The sequence below is a fragment of the Jiangella rhizosphaerae genome (assembly GCF_003579925.1).
In the GTDB taxonomy this organism is placed as follows: Bacteria; Actinomycetota; Actinomycetes; order Jiangellales; family Jiangellaceae; genus Jiangella; species Jiangella rhizosphaerae.
Window position 1 is genome coordinate 68,006 of sequence record NZ_QUAL01000152.1, and the last position, 14,690, is coordinate 82,695.

14 protein-coding genes are annotated in these 14,690 nt (G+C 72.6%); 4 read left to right on the forward strand and 10 right to left on the reverse strand.

Features of this window, described 5'->3' with window-relative positions; genetic code table 11:
• Positions 1–45: 45 nt before the first annotated feature.
• Positions 46–1,128, reverse strand: coding sequence for a redox-regulated ATPase YchF (gene ychF, locus DY240_RS15770; RefSeq protein WP_119660803.1), 1,083 nt, complete (start codon positions 1,126–1,128; stop codon positions 46–48).
• Between the two features lie 130 nt (positions 1,129–1,258).
• Between ychF and rmuC the strand changes: the two genes are divergently transcribed.
• A complete protein-coding gene (gene rmuC, locus DY240_RS15775; protein WP_119660804.1) occupies positions 1,259–2,737 on the forward strand; it encodes a DNA recombination protein RmuC in 1,479 nt (492 codons plus the stop codon).
• Positions 2,738–3,169: 432 nt separating this feature from the next.
• On the opposite strand, the gene DY240_RS32040 is transcribed toward rmuC, so the two are convergent.
• From DY240_RS32040 to DY240_RS15795, 3 genes are all read right to left on the reverse strand, one after another.
• The gene (locus tag DY240_RS32040; protein ID WP_158602870.1) at positions 3,170–5,872 is read right to left on the reverse strand and encodes a glycosyl hydrolase family 18 protein; all 2,703 of its coding nucleotides are present in this window, start codon (positions 5,870–5,872) and stop codon (positions 3,170–3,172) included.
• A gap of 738 nt (positions 5,873–6,610) precedes the next feature.
• Positions 6,611–7,192 carry a DoxX family protein gene (locus DY240_RS15790; protein ID WP_119660805.1) on the reverse strand — a complete coding sequence of 194 codons (582 nt, stop codon included), beginning with the start codon at positions 7,190–7,192 and terminating at the stop codon, positions 6,611–6,613.
• 132 nt (positions 7,193–7,324) lie between these two features.
• Entirely contained in the window at positions 7,325–7,756 is a 432-nt protein-coding gene (locus DY240_RS15795) for a pyridoxamine 5'-phosphate oxidase family protein (RefSeq protein WP_119660806.1), read from the reverse strand.
• A 134-nt stretch (positions 7,757–7,890) separates the two neighbouring features.
• On the opposite strand from DY240_RS15795, the gene DY240_RS15800 reads away from it, so the two are divergent.
• Positions 7,891–8,349, forward strand: coding sequence for a DUF1707 SHOCT-like domain-containing protein (locus DY240_RS15800; RefSeq protein ID WP_119660807.1), 459 nt, complete (start codon positions 7,891–7,893; stop codon positions 8,347–8,349).
• 7 nt (positions 8,350–8,356) lie between these two features.
• Here the strand turns inward: DY240_RS15800 and DY240_RS15805 are convergent, their stop codons facing one another.
• Positions 8,357–9,331: a 4-hydroxy-3-methylbut-2-enyl diphosphate reductase gene (locus tag DY240_RS15805; protein WP_119660808.1), complete on the reverse strand. Its 975-nt coding sequence runs from the start codon at positions 9,329–9,331 to the stop codon at positions 8,357–8,359.
• A 44-nt stretch (positions 9,332–9,375) separates the two neighbouring features.
• Between DY240_RS15805 and xseA the strand changes: the two genes are divergently transcribed.
• Positions 9,376–10,617 (forward strand): exodeoxyribonuclease VII large subunit, encoded by a 1,242-nt coding sequence (gene xseA / locus DY240_RS15810; RefSeq protein ID WP_119660818.1) that lies wholly within the window; start codon positions 9,376–9,378, stop codon positions 10,615–10,617.
• Between the two features lie 20 nt (positions 10,618–10,637).
• Entirely contained in the window at positions 10,638–10,850 is a 213-nt protein-coding gene (locus DY240_RS15815; protein ID WP_119660809.1) for an exodeoxyribonuclease VII small subunit, read from the forward strand.
• Between the two features lie 16 nt (positions 10,851–10,866).
• Here the strand turns inward: DY240_RS15815 and DY240_RS15820 are convergent, their stop codons facing one another.
• Genes DY240_RS15820 through DY240_RS15840 form a run of 5 tightly spaced genes read right to left on the reverse strand, consistent with a single transcriptional unit; the run spans position 10,867 to position 14,484 of the window.
• Positions 10,867–11,397 carry a DUF4245 domain-containing protein gene (locus tag DY240_RS15820; protein WP_158602871.1) on the reverse strand — a complete coding sequence of 177 codons (531 nt, stop codon included), beginning with the start codon at positions 11,395–11,397 and terminating at the stop codon, positions 10,867–10,869.
• 33 nt (positions 11,398–11,430) lie between these two features.
• Positions 11,431–12,483, reverse strand: coding sequence for an ABC transporter ATP-binding protein (locus DY240_RS15825; RefSeq protein WP_119660811.1), 1,053 nt, complete (start codon positions 12,481–12,483; stop codon positions 11,431–11,433).
• Positions 12,480–13,280, reverse strand: a complete 801-nt coding sequence (locus tag DY240_RS15830; protein ID WP_199701580.1) for an ABC transporter permease — start codon at positions 13,278–13,280, stop codon at positions 12,480–12,482. Before DY240_RS15830 ends, DY240_RS15825 begins: the two co-directional genes overlap by 4 nt.
• Positions 13,277–14,071: a molybdate ABC transporter substrate-binding protein gene (gene modA / locus DY240_RS15835; protein ID WP_119660812.1), complete on the reverse strand. Its 795-nt coding sequence runs from the start codon at positions 14,069–14,071 to the stop codon at positions 13,277–13,279. The genes DY240_RS15830 and modA overlap by 4 nt, the downstream gene beginning before the upstream one ends.
• The gene (locus DY240_RS15840; protein WP_407659329.1) at positions 14,068–14,484 is read right to left on the reverse strand and encodes a TOBE domain-containing protein; all 417 of its coding nucleotides are present in this window, start codon (positions 14,482–14,484) and stop codon (positions 14,068–14,070) included. Before DY240_RS15840 ends, modA begins: the two co-directional genes overlap by 4 nt.
• Between the last annotated feature and the right edge of the window lie 206 nt (positions 14,485–14,690).

The following is a 14,690-nucleotide window of genomic DNA, read 5'->3' on the forward strand; positions in this document are numbered from 1 at the left end:
TCCTGGCGGTCCCGCCTTTGGTCGGAACCGCTAGTGCCCTACGTTCTACTTAGATGTTGGACTGAAGCGGAACTCGACGACGTCGCCGTCGGCCATGACGTAGTCCTTGCCCTCCATGCGGACCAGGCCCTTGGCGCGCGCCTCCGCCATCGAGCCGGTCGCGACGAGGTCGTCGAAGGACACCACCTCGGCCTTGATGAAGCCCTTCTGGAAGTCGGTGTGGATGACGCCGGCGGCCTCGGGTGCCGTGGCGCCCTTGCGGATGGTCCAGGCGCGGGCTTCCTTCGGGCCGGCCGTGAGGTAGGTCTGCAGGCCGAGCGTGTCGAAGCCGACCCGGGCGAGCATGTCGAGGCCGGACTCCTCCTGGCCCATCGACTGCAGCAGCTCCAGCGCCTCGGCGTCGTCCAGCTCGGACAGCTCCGCCTCGATCTGGGCGTCGAGGAAGATCGCCTCGGCCGGGGCCACCAGCGCTCGCAGCTCGGCCTTGAGCGCCTCGTCGGACAGTTCCTCGTCGTCCATGTTGAAGACGTAGAGGAACGGCTTCGCGGTGAGGAGGTGCAGGTCGCGCAGCGGCTCGGGGTCGAGGCGCGCGGCGAAGACGGTCTGGCCGCCGTCGAGGACCTCCTTGGCCCGCTCGACGGCGGCGACGATCTCCTGCTTCTCCTTGGCCATGCGCGCCTCCTTGACCAGACGCGGCAGGGCGTTCTCGATGGTCTGCAGGTCGGCGAGGATGAGCTCCGTGTTGATGGTCTCGATGTCGGCCTTGGGCTCGACGCGGCCGTCGACGTGGACGACGTCGGGGTCGTTGAAGACGCGGATGACCTGGCAGATCGCGTCGGCCTCGCGGATGTTGGCGAGGAACTTGTTGCCCAGCCCCTGCCCCTCGGAGGCGCCCTTCACGATGCCGGCGATGTCGACGAAGCTGACGGTGGCCGGCACCTGCCGGGCGGAGTCGAAGATCTCGGCCAGCTTCCCGAGCCGCGGATCGGGCACGCCGACGACGCCGACGTTGGGCTCGATGGTGGCGAACGGGTAGTTCGCGGCCAGCACGTCGTTCTTCGTCAGGGCGTTGAACAGCGTGGACTTGCCGACGTTGGGCAGGCCGACGATGCCGATGGTGAGACTCACAGGTGCCAAGGGTACGTGGCCCGGACGCCGGCGACGAAGCAGATCTTGAACTGGCGCGAAACGCCTGTTCCGGACCGGTTCCCGCCGCGCCTCCCCGACTTTGTCGGAGGTCCCCGGCAAAGTAGCCCCCATGAACGTCTCCAGCCTCCTCGTCGCCCTCGTCGCCCTCCTCCTCGGCGGCGTCGTGGGCGCGCTCCTCGTCCGTGTCCGCACGGCCGGCGCCGCCGCCACGGTCGCCGCCGAGCGCGACGCCGCGCGTGCCGAGCTCGACACCGTCCGGCGCGAGAAGCAGGAGCTGCAGGCCGAGCGCGAGGTCGACCGCGAGCGCATGCTCGACGCCCAGGCCGAGCAGACCCGGCTCGAGACCGAGCTCGCCCACGCCCGCGCCAGCGGCGAGGAGAAGCTGGCCATGCTCCGCGCCGAGCAGGAGCGGCTGACGCAGGAGTTCCAGCGGCTGTCCGCCGACGCGCTGCGGCAGAACCGCGCCGAGTTCCTCGAGCTGGCCACCGAGCAGTTCAAGGGCTCCGAAGAGCGGGTCAAGACCGAGCTCGAGCACCGCCGCCTGGCCGTCGAGGCCATGGTCAAGCCGCTGAACGACCAGCTGCAGAAGGTCACCGACCACGCTCACCAGCTCGAGAAGGCGCGCGCCGCCGCCTACGGCGAGCTGCGCACCCAACTCGAGACCATGGGCAAGAGCTCCGAGCAGCTGCGGCTCGAGACCCAGCAGCTGGTGACGGCGTTGCGTGCGCCCCAGGTGCGCGGCCGGTGGGGCGAGCTGCAGCTGCGCCGGGTGGTCGAGGCCGCCGGCATGGTCGAGCACGTCGACTTCGCCGAGCAGGCCAGCGCCGACACCGCCGACGGCAAGCTCCGCCCCGACCTCGTGGTCAACCTCGCCGGCGGCAAGAAGGTCGTCGTCGACGCGAAGGTGTCGTTCAACGGCTACCTCGAGGCGCAGGAGGCCCGCGACGAGGCGACGCGCGACAAGCGGCTGGCGGCGCACGCCCGGCACCTGAAGACGCACATCGAGTCGCTGGCCGGCAAGCAGTACTGGGAGCAGTTCACGCCCACGCCCGAGTTCGTGGTCATGTTCGTGCCGTCCGACGTGTTCCTCAACGCCGCCATGGAGCAGGACCCCACGCTGTACGAGCACGCCTTCGAGCGCAACGTCGTCATCGCGACGCCGTCGACGCTGGTCGCGCTGCTGCGGACGGTCGGCTACACGTGGCGGCAGGAGGCGCTGGCGCAGAACGCGCAGGAGGTGCTGAGCCTCGGCCGCGAGCTGCACTCCCGCCTCGCCACCATGGGCGCTCACCTCGCCCGCCTCGGCCGCCAGCTCGACGGCGCGGTCAAGGCCTACAACGACGGCGTCAGCTCGCTGGAGAGCCGGGTGCTGGTCACGGCGCGCAAGATGGCCGACCTCAAGGTGGTCGACGAAGAGCTCGAGGCGCCGCCGCAGGTCGAGCGGGCCGCGCGGCAGCTCCAGGCCCCCGAGATGGTCGACGACGCGCTGATCGCCCTCGAGGACATCCAGATCGACCCGCGGTTCGGCCTCGGCCCCGCCACGGGCAAGGGGTCCCGGTCCCGCCGCCGCAGCGGCACCGACGGCTGACCCACCGGCCCACGTGCGGCACCCCGGCGTCGGGGACCAGCACGGCCGGCACAGACCGGCCTCTCTCACGGGCGCGCCACTCCGCATGCGGACGGCTCGGCCCGCGGCCCGGCGCCGTCACCCTCGCCCGGGGGCCGGCTCCCGTCGCCCCTCCCCCGGCCCGCGAAACCGGCGGATACTCGCGAAATCAACGAACCGAGCCCGGATCGGCCCGGCATACGGCCGTTTCGCGAGTATCCGCCGGTTCCCAAGCACGAGCACGCCGTCGTCACCCGCTGTCCGGACACCTCACCCGTGTGAAGGCCGTATGGCGCGGCCACGGGTCCCGTTCATGGCCCTCACGTGGGTGAGGTGTCATCCGGGCGCGTGCCCAGGGCACGCCGGTGCACGCCTGGGCCATCGAGCCGACGCCGCCACGCCCCGGGTCGTCTCTCAGCCGGTGCCGAGGTAAGCGCCCAGCGTGTTCGCGAACTGGTAGCCGTTCGTCGCGTCCCAGTTGACCGACCACGTCATCGCCCCGCCGATCGGACCCCACGGGTCCGACGGGACGAAGCTTCCGCAGCGCGTCGCGGTCGCCAGGCAGTCGAGGGCGGCCGTGACGTTGGCCGGTGACTGGTAGCCGCCGCCCGCGGCCTGCGGCGTCGCCGGGAGGCCGAGCCCGACCTGGTGCGGGGCCAGCCCGGCCTGGAGCTGGATGCAGGCGAGCGCGGTCAGGAAGTCGACCGTGCCCTGGGCGTAGACCTGCTGGTTGCAGCCCAGCATCGTGCCGGAGTTGTAGTACTGCATGTTGACGATCGTCAGGATGTCCCTGATCGCCAGCGCCAGCTTGTAGTACTCGAACGTCGGCGCCTGGAAGTCGATCGTCTGCGGCGCCATGGTGATGACCAAGTCCGGCCCCGCCAGGTTCCGCAGCTGGCGCAGCGCCTGCTCCATGTACGTCGCGTTGATCCCGTGCTCCAGGTCGATGTCGACGCCGTCGAAGCCGTACTCCTGCATCAGCGCGTAGGTGGTCTGGGCGAAGTTGGCGGCCTCGGTCGCGTTGGTGACGTTGACGTGGCCGTTCTGGCCACCGACCGAGATGACGACGGTGCCGCCGGCGGCCTGCCGGGCGGCGACGTCGGCCTTGAACTGGTCGACGGTGTAGCCGCCGAGCCCGCCGGTGTCGAGGGTGAACGTGATCCCGCCCGGCGTGCCCGCCAGGTTGTCGGCGAACGCGATGGCCAGCAGGTTGTACGCCGCCAGCACCTGCGACACGCGGAGCACCGTCGAGCCGTTGTCGAAGTTGTGCCAGTAGCCGGTCAGCCACCGGTGCCCGGGATCGCCTGGGTCGCCGGGATCGCCGCCGTCCTCGGTGCCCGTCTCCGAACCCGTTTCGGAGCCGGTTTCGCTGCCCGTCTCCGTCCCGGTGTCCGAACCGGTCTCGGTACCGGCGTCGGTGCCACCCGAGCAGGGGCCGTCGTCGCGCCACGGGCCCCACTCGCTTGGGGCGGGGGTGTCGCCCTGGGTCCAGTGCCGCGCCGTCCAGTGGTGTCCGTTGTACGACACGCGGTCGCCGCCGACGTAGACGGCCGTCCGGTCCCAGGCCGGCGCGGTACAGGCCTGCGGCCCGCCGTCGTCGCCGCCCGAGACGTCACCGCCCGACACGTCACCGCCCGACGCGTCGCCACCGGTCTCGTCGCCGCCGCCCGGATCGCCCGGCCCGCCGGTCGCCAGCCGCGAGCCCATCAGGCCCACGAGCTCGTTCTGGTGGTCGCCGGCGAGGTCCCACCACATCGCGCCGCCGAAGCCGCCGGCCGTGATGTAGTCGGCCTTCTTGTCGACCAGCCACGGGTCGTCGAAGGACCAGAACTCGGTGCCGTCGTACGACCACGACGCCAGCACCTCCTCGTCGTGGAAGATCTGGCCCGACCGCAGGTTGCGGTAGCGGTCGGTCCCGGGCTCCTCGGGGAACTCGCCCGGCGCGGCACCCGTGGCGGGCTGCCACGCGCCGTGCGTGCCGCCGTCCGTGACCCCGGTCCAGCCGCGGCCGTAGAGCGGGATGCCGACGGTGAGCTGCGAGGGCGGGACCCCGCGGTCGACGTAATAGCGCATCGCCGCGTCGACACTGAACCGCTGCCCGTCCGCCAGCGGGTTCTCCGGGTCGTCGTAGGTGTTGGCCTGGTGACCGGCGAGGTCGGGCCGCCAGGTGCCGTGCAGGTCGTAGCCCTGCACGTTGCCGAAGTCGAGGTAGTCGAAGATCCGCGTGACGTCCCAGCCCGCGTCGATGAGGACGGGGTTCGCCGGCAGGAACGCGCTGAGCTCGTACGTCTCGCCGGTCTGGGCACCCAGCGCGTCGAGCTGACGGCGGAACTCCGCCAGCAGCGCGGTGAAGTTCTCCTTGTCGTTCTCCGACCAGTGGTTGCCGGGGTGCTGGAACTCCTCCGGGACGCCCGGCCACTCCCAGTCGATGTCGAACCCGTCGAAGACGCCCGCCGCGGCGCCCGGTCCGCCCCGGCCGTCGATCACCGGCAGGTTGCCGCGCAGGAACAGGTCGATGCAGGACGACACGAACCGTTCACGGGTCTCGGGCGTGGCGGCGGCCCGGGAGAAGTGCCGCGACCACGTCCAGCCGCCGATCGAGACCAGCGCCTTCAGGTGCGGGTTCTTCGCCTTGAGTTCCTTGATCTGGTTGAAGTTCCCGGCCAGCGGCTGATCCCAGGTGTCGCCGACACCGTCGACCGAGTCGCCGGCGGCGAAGCCGCGGCCGTAGTCGGCCCAGGCGTCACCGGCGTAGTCGCCCTCCGCCGGCGAGTCCTTGGGCCCGTTCGGCCGGTTGGCCTCGAAGCAGGTGAGCGAGTCGGGGTGGATGTTCGCGAACGCGTAGTTGAGGTGGGTGAGGTCGGCGGCCGCGCCGGTGAGATCGAGATCCTGGACCAGGAAGTCGCGGCCGTAGATGCCCCACTGGGTGAAGTAGCCGACGTTGCGGTAGCCGTTCTCGGCCGCCGCGGCGGCCCGCACCTGCGGCGCCGGCTCCGACTCCGCGACCGGGGCGCCGTCCGGCTGCGGTGCCTGGTCGGCGAACGCCGCTGCGACGCTCGTGACCAGCAGACCTGCGGCGGCGCCGTACGCCACCGCTGTGCGCCATCGAGTCTTCATGGCTGACTCCTTGCGAGAGGTCGTTCGTGGCAGGGGGTCGGATCACGGGATCCGATCGCGGTGCGCATCACCTCCATGCGGGCGCGCGGCCGGCGCGCGTCAGTGACTGAGGGCATGACTTGTCGGCGCGGCCGGTGAATCGGCTGATTCGCCGACCATCGGAGAATTGCGCCGGAATGGCCTGAATTTGAATTGGAAAGAAAGTTAGCAGAAGGCTGGTGGTCTGCCAAGGGGTCTGTGACCGGTTGTCAGGACCACGTCACGGGCACACCGGCTCGACGCGGCGCCACGGGGTCGCCGTGCGTCCGACCCGCGTCCGAGCCGCCACCGGCCCGCCTACGACCAACGTCGCAGATCGGGAGCCCACCTCAGACAGATGCTTCCTGACCTGCACGTTCGTAGGTTGATCGACATGATCGACAGCGACGTGGACGGTTCCTGCTGGCGGCCGGCGCGGGCGCGGACGCGGCGCTCGCCTATGGGGCCAGCGGGCTGCTCAAGACGCTGGTCGCCGAGGAACGGCCGTGCCGAGCCGCGGCGATAGCGCTCGTCCGCGTGCTGGGTGGCGTGCACTACCCGTACGACGTGCTGGCGGGGGCCGCGCTGGGTGTCGGCGTCACCGCGCTCGCGGGGCTGGTCACGGCGACGGCCGCGGCGCGGCGGACACGACGAGCCGGCGACGACATGCGTCCGCGCCGAGCCCGGCTGCGGGACTCGGCGCGGAAGGGGTGGATCGGCTCAGATGAGCCAGCGGTTCCTCCGCACGAGCGGGATGCGCTCCCAGAGGCGGCCCAGTCCGAGGTAACGGCCCGAGTAGGTCAGCGCCAGCGCCACGATCATCAGGGCCTCGGTGAGGTGCTCGTCCAGGAACGGGTTGGTGTCCAGCGGCAGCGATGCCAGGTACATCATGCCCAGCATGAGCACACCGGCGACGGCGGCGATGCGCATGCCGATGCCCAGGACCAGTGCCAGCCCGATCCCGAGCAGGCCGGCCATGAACAGCCAGTCCACCCAGGTGTTGCCGGCCAGGTCGTGGAAGACGTCGCCGAACGGGCCCTCGACGCCCGACAGGTAACCGGTGGTGGGGCTGCCGCCGTCGATCCACGCGTTCTCGCTCGGGGTGGCGTAACCCAGCCCGAACGTCTTGTCGAGGAACGCCCAGAGGAAGGTCCATCCCAGCGCCAGCCGCAGCAGCCCCAGGACGTACTGCAGCGCGACGGGACGAACGTCGGGGTGGTCGGCGCCGGCCGCGGTGACCGGCTCGGTACGGTGCGGCCGGAGGTTCCGGACCGGCACGTCGTGGCTGCTGGACGTGGTCATCGTCCTGCCCCTTCTCGATGTCGCCGGCTTCTCCGGCGCTGGTTCCAGTCCATCGCGGCGGGGGCGTCCGGCGCTGCCGGCCAAGGTCGCCAACCGGTGGGACGATGGTCCCTTCTCTGGCGAACGGGCAGGTCAGAGTGCGGCCGGGCGGCGGATGCGGCGCCCGCGGACGATCTCGGGCCGGATCCGGATGTAGTGCGGCCGGTCGCCCAGCGCCCACGGCGTCAGCCCGAGCGTCGACAGCCGCGCCCGCTCGGCCTCGGCGCCGACCGCCTCGGCCCGCCCGACCAGCACCACCGACCAGCCGGTCAGCGCGTCCTCGTCGTATTGATCGGCTTCGAACGCGACGACGGCGGACCGGGTCGCGGCCGCGAGCTTCGATCCCCAGCCGGTCCGGATGATCACGTCGTCGCCGTCGAGGACGAAGTTCACCGGCTGGATCGCCGGCAGCGCGGCCTCGGTGAACACGATGCGCCCGATCGGCACCGTCCGCAGCAGCGCGAAGCAGTCGGCCCGGCCGAGGTTCTCGAGGCCGGCGGAGTCGGCAGGGGCGAGGGCGTCCACACCATCAGGTTCCACGCCGGGCGGCGCGAGGACCAGGGACCAAGGTCCCGCCGCACGGGCCGGAAGTCCGCCGGACCGCGGCGGCGCGGCGCCGGTCGTATCCTTGCTCGCACATGCGAAGGGAGAAGGCCGGGATGAGCGATCTGCCCGCGCGGCGGCCGGAGCAGAGGGCGAGCGACGCCGACCGGGAGCTCGTCGCCGAGGATCTGCGCGACGCCTTCAGTGAAGGGCGGCTCGACAACGACGAGTACGAGCGCCGCATCCAGGCGGTGTGGGAGTCGCGCACCTACGGCGAGCTGGACCGCCTCACCGCCGACCTTCCGCAGCCGCTGCAGCGTGAGCGGCGCCGGGCCGAGGAGGAGCAGCAGAAGGCCGTCGCCGAGCGGAGGAAGCGCGAGCTGCGCGAGTACCTCGACGAGTGGCAGGCGTGGGCCGGCGCCGCCGTCATCATGATCGCCATCTGGGGCATCAGCAGCATCGCGTCGGGCGAGCTGCGCAACTTCTGGCCGATCTGGCCGATCGGCATCTGGGGCGTCATCCTGCTGGTCAGCGGCCTCGGCGGGCGCGACAAGGACAAGGGCAAGGGCGTCTGACGGAGGGTCAGCCCGACGCCGCCGACGTCTTGAGGTCGCGCCGCAGCTCGCGCGGCAGCGAGAAGATCAGCGACTCCTCGGTGGTGCGGTGCTCCTCGACGGTGGGGAAGCCGCGCTCGCCGAGGTAGGCGACGACGCCGTCGACGAGGTCTTCGGGCACCGACGCGCCGCTGGTCAGGCCGACCGTGGTGACGCCTTCGAGCCAGGCGTCGTCGATCTCGGAGGCGTTGTCGATGCGGTACGCGGCGTCGGCGCCGGCGTCGAGGGCGACCTCGACCAGCCGTACCGAGTTGGAGGAGTTGGCCGAGCCGACCACGAGCACCAGCTCGCACTCGGCGGCGATCTCCTTCACCGCGACCTGGCGGTTCTGCGTGGCGTAGCAGATGTCGTCGCTGGGCGGGCTGATGAGCGCCGGGAACCGCTCGCGCAGCCGGCCGACGGTCTCGTACGTCTCGTCGACGGACAGCGTGGTCTGCGACAGCCAGACGACGCGGGAGGGGTCGCGGACCTCGACCTTGTCGACGTCGTCCGGGCTCTCGACCAGCTGGATGTGCTCGGGCGCCTCGCCGGAGGTGCCCTCGACCTCCTCGTGCCCGGCGTGGCCGATCAGGACGATGTCGAGGTCGTCCTTGGCGAACCGGCGCGCCTCGTTGTGCACCTTGGTGACCAGCGGGCAGGTGGCGTCGATGGTGCGCAGCCCGCGGTCGGCCGCCTCGGCGTGCACCATGGGCGACACACCGTGCGCGGAGAACACGACCAGCGCGCCCTCGGGCACCTCGGACAGTTCCTCGACGAAGATGGCGCCGCGCCGCTCGAGCGTCTCGACGACGTGCTTGTTGTGCACGATCTGCTTGCGGACGTAGACCGGCGGGCCGTAGTGGTCCAGCGCCTTCTCGACGGTGACCACGGCGCGGTCGACGCCCGCGCAGTAGCCCCGGGGGGCGGCCAGGAGGACTCGGCCCGAATCAGTCATGTCTCCCATGGTAGGTGCCGTCGCCGTCGGTCCCAGCAGGTACCGTGCCCATCGTGGCCCTCGACACATCCCCGGAGAAGCCCGCACCGGTCCGCGTCATCTCGCAGCTGATCGGCCAGTGGGTGGCCCGGCTCGGCCCGGTCTGGGTCGAGGGTCAGGTGGCCCAGTACTCCCGCCGTCCGGGCACGTCGACGGCGTTCCTCACGCTGCGCGACCCGCACGCCGAGGTGTCGCTGACGGTCACCTGCCCGGTCGGGCTGCTCGACGCGCTGGAGGCGCCGCTGGCCGACGGCGCCCGCGTCGTCGTGCACGCGAAGCCGTCCTGGTACTTCACCCGCGGGACGCTGTCGTTGGCCGCCGACCAGCTGCGCACCGTCGGGCTGGGCGACCTGCTGGCCCGCATCGAGCGGCTGCGCAAGATCCTGGCGACCGAGGGTGTCTTCGCCGACGCGCGCAAGCGGCCGCTGCCGTTCCTGCCGCGGGTGGTCGGACTGATCTGCGGCCGCGACTCCAAGGCCGAGCACGACGTGCTCGAGAACGCCCGGCGGCGCTGGCCCGGCGTGCGGTTCCGGGTCGAGCCGGTCGCGGTGCAGGGACTCAACGCCGTCAGCCAGGTCATGGATGCGCTGCGGGTGCTCGACCGCGACCCCGAGGTCGACGTCGTCATCATCGCTCGGGGCGGCGGGTCGGTCGAGGACCTGCTGCCGTTCTCCGACGAGGCACTGGTGCGCGCCGTCGCCGCCGCCACGACGCCGGTGGTCAGCGCCATCGGGCACGAGGCCGACACCCCGCTGCTCGACCTCGTGGCCGACGTCAGGGCCTCGACGCCGACGGACGCGGCCAAGCGCGTGGTGCCCGACGTCGCCGAGGAGGCCGAGCGCGTGGCCCGGGCCCGCGAACGCATCCGGTCCGCCGTCCGGCATCGGCTCGACCGCGAGCGGCACGGCCTGGAGTCGCTGCGCTCCCGCCCGGCGCTGGCCGATCCGCACCACGGCCTGCGGCTTCGGGCGTCCGAGGTGGACGCGCTGGTGCAGCGGGCCCGGCGTACGGTGCGGCACGCGCTGGACCGCGCGGCCGTCGAGGTCGACCACACCCGGGCCCGCATCCGGGCGCTCTCCCCCGCCGCGACGCTGGAGCGCGGCTACGCCGTCGTGCAGAAGGACGACGGCACCGTCGTGCGGCAGCCCGGCGACGTCGTGGCCGGCGACCACGTGCGGCTCCTGGTCGCGGGCGGCGAGATCGGCGCGACGGTCGATGCCGGCGGCGCCGGCGCCGGCGAGCGGCCGGCGTCGTAGCGCTGGTAGGTTGACTGCCCATGTCCGCCGAACCCACCTACGAACAGGCCCGCGACGAGCTCATCCAGATCGTCGCGAAGCTCGAGGCCGGCGGCAGCACGCTGGAGGAGTCGCTGGCGCTGTGGCAGCGCGGCGAGGAGCTGGCCGCACTGTGCGAGCGCTACCTCGACGGCGCGCGCGCCAAGCTCGACGCCGCGAGCGGCGTGGACCGCGTGGCCGACGCCGACGGCTGACGGCCGCGCCGCGACATCAGCGCAGCATCGTCACGAACTCCTCGAGCCGCTCGTACGAGACGGTGCCGCGGACGATCGTCAGCGCGCCGCCGTCGACCCGGACGAGGACGCGGTCGGGCTGGTCGTCGTCCTCGACGAGGCGTTCCCAGGTGACGCCGTCGATGGTGCTCTCACCGTCGGGATGGAAGTTCGCCAGCCGGTCGTCGCGGTAGCTCTCGATCTCGCCGTCGGTCTGCTCCAGGCCGATGAACTGCTCGCCGTCGATGAGGAAGCCCAGCCGCCAGCGGTCGCCGCTGGCCTCCTGCGCGAAGTCGACGCTGGTGGCACGCCACCCGTCCGGAACCGGCTCGGGCGCGAGCACGTCGTAGCCGTACTCGGCGCGGGCCACCTCGAGCGCGGGCTGGTAGTCGACGGGGTCGGGCAGCCGCGGCTCGGGGTCGTTGAGCAGGTTGAACACGATCGCGATCGCCGCGATGACGCCGGCCAGGACGCCGACGCTGCGCAGGATGTCACCCAGCGAGGGGTTGCCGCGGGTCGAGGTTGCCACGCACAGCATCGTCGCAGCCGCGCGGCGGAGGCGTCACGCCGGGTACACGCTGATCTCGCTGGCCTTCACCGACGCCCACACCTGCCCGCCCGGTTCGAGGCCGAGGTCGGCGACGGCGAGCGGGGTGACGTCCGCGAGCACCGGCACGGCGCCGTCCGCCGTCACCCGGACGAGGTCGCCGTGCGCCTCCAGGTCGGCGATGACGAGCGGCCAGGCGTTGCGGGCGGAGCCCTCGGGCCGGCGCGGGCTCAGCGTGACGGCGACCGGCGGGAACGCGATGTGCACCGGGCCCGTGGCGTCGTGGGCCAGCGCGACGACGGCGCCGGAGGGCAGCTCCGCGGTGCGGCCCGACGCCGTCCCCGTCAGCAGGTTCAGGCCGACCAGGCGGGCGACGTAGTCGGTGCGGGGCCGGCGCGCGACCTCGGCCGGCGGCCCGTGCTGGACGATGCGGCCGCGCTCGAGCACGACGACGCGGTCGCCGAGCACCATCGCCTCCAGCGGGTCGTGCGTGACGACGAGCGTGCAGCCGTCGTAGCCCGCGAGGTGCCGGCGCAGCTCGGCCCGGACCGCCGGGCGGGTCCCGGCGTCGAGCGCGGCCAGCGGCTCGTCGAGCAACAGCAGCCGCGGCTCGACGATCAGCGCGCGGGCCAGCGCGACCCGCTGCGCCTGCCCGCCGGAGAGCTCACGCGGACGCCGTCGTTCGTACCCGTCGAGCCCCATGCGCGCGAGCCACGCGCCGGCCTCGGCGCGGGCCCGCTCGCGGGGCATGCCGCGCGAGCGCAGCCCGAACGCGACGTTCTCCAGCACGCTCATCTTGGGGAACAGCAGGTAGTCCTGGACGACCATGCCGACGCGGCGGTCGCGCGGCGGGACGTGCACCCCGGCGGCGGGGTCGTCGAGGGCGACGCCGTCGAGCTCGATCCGGCCGGCGTCCAGCGGCAGGATGCCGGCGAGCAGCTGCAGCGCCGTCGACTTGCCCGCGCCGTTCGGCCCGAGCAGCGCCACGACCTCACCGGGGGCGACGGCGAGCGCGACCCGCAGCTCGAGGTCGCCGCGGCGCAGCCGGAGGTCGGCGTACAGGCTCATGTGGCGCCGATCCAGCGGTCGCGCAGCCCGACCAGGATGGTCACCGACACCGCGATCATCGACAGGCTGAGCACGACGGCGACGTCGCTGTCGCCGGCGTTGATCGCGACGTACGCCTCCAGCGGCAGCGTGCGGGTGGTGCCGGGGAAGCTGCCGGCGAACGTCACCGTCGCGCCGAACTCGCCGAGCGCCCGCGCCCAGCACAGCACGGCGCCGGCCAGCACACCCGGTGCGACGGCGGGCAGCGTGACGCGGCGGAACGTCGTCCAGGACGTGGCGCCGAGCGTGGCCGCGACGTCGTCGTACCGGCGGTCGGCGGTGCGCAGCGCCCCCTCGACGGCGACGATGAGGAACGGCATCGCGACGAACACCTGCGCCAGCACGACCGCCTCCGTGGTGAACGGCAGGCTGATGCCGAACGTGTCGTACAGCCAGCCGCCGACCAGCCCCCGCCGTCCGAACACCATGAGCAGCGCGACGCCGCCGACCACCGGCGGGAGCACCAGCGGCACCGTCACCAGCCCGCGCAGCACCGACCGGCCGGGCAGCGCCGTCCGGGCCAGCAGCCACGCGACCGGCACCCCGCACACCAGCGCGACCCCGGTCGCGACCGTCGCCGTGACCAGCGACAGCCGCAGCGCCGTCAGCACCTCGTCTGAGGCGAGGATGGCCGGGAGGTCGCGCCACGGCGCGCGCACCATCAGCCCGGCCATCGGCAGGACGAGGATCGCGACGCCGAGCGCCGCCGGGATCAGCAACCCCGCCGGGACCCGCAGGTCCGCGGTCCTGCGGCTCACCGTGTCAGGAAGCCGGCCGCGCCGAGGATCGTCCGCCCCAGCTCGCCGGTGATCGCGTCGACGACGGCCTGTGCGCCCTCCGGGTTCGGGGCGTCGGCGAGGACGGCGACCGGGTAGTCGTTGACGACCTCGTCCGCCTCGGGGACGTCGATGGTCTCGACGGCGTCGCCCTCGGCCGCGGCGTCGGTCCGGTAGATCAGTGCCGCGTCCGCCTCACCGAGCGCGACCAGCGACGCCGCCTCCTTCACGTCCGTGGTCAGGGTGTCCGGCGCGGCGGTGACGCCGGCGGCGTCGAGCAGGCGCTGGGCCGCGCCGCCGCACGGGACCTGCGGCTCGCAGATCGCGATGCGCAGGTCGTCGTTCGCGAGGTCGGCCAGGCCCCTGACGTCGCCGGGGTTGCCGGCCGGGACGGCGAGCGCGAGGGTGTTGCGGGCGAAGACGCGCGGCTCGCCGTCGACCATACCGCCGGCCACCGCCTCGTCCATCGTGCGCGCGTCGGCGGTGGCCAGGACGTCGGCGGGCGCTCCGGACAGCGCCTGCTCGACCAGCCCGGAACTGGGTCCGAACGAGTAGACGATCTCGAGGTCGGGGTGGGCGTCCCGGAGCTGGTCGGCCAGCTCCTCGAACGACTCCGTCAGGGACGCCGCCGCCAGCACCGTCACCGTTCCGCTCGGTGCCCGACCCGGCTCGCCGGCGTCCGCGGCCGCCGCGCTGTCGCCGTCGTCACCCCCGCAGGCAGCGGTGAGCAGCGCGGCCGCCGCGACGACTGCCGCCAGCCCGGCCGGCCTCATGCTCGGCCCGCCGGCAGGTCGACGACGACGTTGGTGGCCTTGACCGAGGCGATGGCCGCGACGCCGACCTCGAGACCGAGGTCGTCGGCGGCCTCCCGGCTCATCAGCGACACGACACGGTGCGGACCCGCCTGGATCTCGACCTGCGCCATCACGCCGTCCCTCTTCACCGAGATCACGATGCCGGGGAAGTGGTTGCGCGCGGACTCGCGCGGCACGGGCAGCGCCGCCTCGTCGGGGACGATCTCGCGCGCCACCCGCGCCAGCTCGACGCCGTCGACGACCATGCGCCCGGCGTCGTCGCGGTCGAGCCTGAGGCGGCCGCCGTCAGCCCACCGTCGCAACGAGTCGTCGCTCACCCCGAGGAGGCGAGCGGCCTCAGAAATCCGAAACTGCGGCACGGTAGTCAGCATAGACCCGCATGTGCGGAATGTGGAGGGCCGCTGCTCCCCCGCGCCCGAGCTGTCGGGTTGCGGGCGTGGACAGGTGTTCGATAAGATCATTTTCAGGAGATCGGGCCGTCACCGGGAGCGGCAGCAAGGGGTTCCCGGGCAGCGAAGCAGGACATCACGCCAGGTGTTCTCACCTCGTCCACGGTCGCAGTGCGCTGCGGTCGTCC

What these genes read in the sequence shown, in the direction of transcription:
- DY240_RS32040 (WP_158602870.1), bottom strand. Translation starts at nt 5,872, where the DNA reads ATGAAGACTCGATGGCGCACAGCGGTGGCGTACGGCGCCGCCGCAGGT.
- DY240_RS15840 (WP_407659329.1), bottom strand. Translation starts at nt 14,484, where the DNA reads ATGCTGACTACCGTGCCGCAGTTTCGGATTTCTGAGGCCGCTCGCCTC.
- rmuC (WP_119660804.1), top strand. Translation starts at nt 1,259, where the DNA reads ATGAACGTCTCCAGCCTCCTCGTCGCCCTCGTCGCCCTCCTCCTCGGC.
- DY240_RS15790 (WP_119660805.1), bottom strand. Translation starts at nt 7,192, where the DNA reads ATGACCACGTCCAGCAGCCACGACGTGCCGGTCCGGAACCTCCGGCCG.
- DY240_RS15815 (WP_119660809.1), top strand. Translation starts at nt 10,638, where the DNA reads ATGTCCGCCGAACCCACCTACGAACAGGCCCGCGACGAGCTCATCCAG.
- modA (WP_119660812.1), bottom strand. Translation starts at nt 14,071, where the DNA reads ATGAGGCCGGCCGGGCTGGCGGCAGTCGTCGCGGCGGCCGCGCTGCTC.
- DY240_RS15825 (WP_119660811.1), bottom strand. Translation starts at nt 12,483, where the DNA reads ATGAGCCTGTACGCCGACCTCCGGCTGCGCCGCGGCGACCTCGAGCTG.
- DY240_RS15805 (WP_119660808.1), bottom strand. Translation starts at nt 9,331, where the DNA reads ATGGGAGACATGACTGATTCGGGCCGAGTCCTCCTGGCCGCCCCCCGG.
- DY240_RS15800 (WP_119660807.1), top strand. Translation starts at nt 7,891, where the DNA reads ATGAGCGATCTGCCCGCGCGGCGGCCGGAGCAGAGGGCGAGCGACGCC.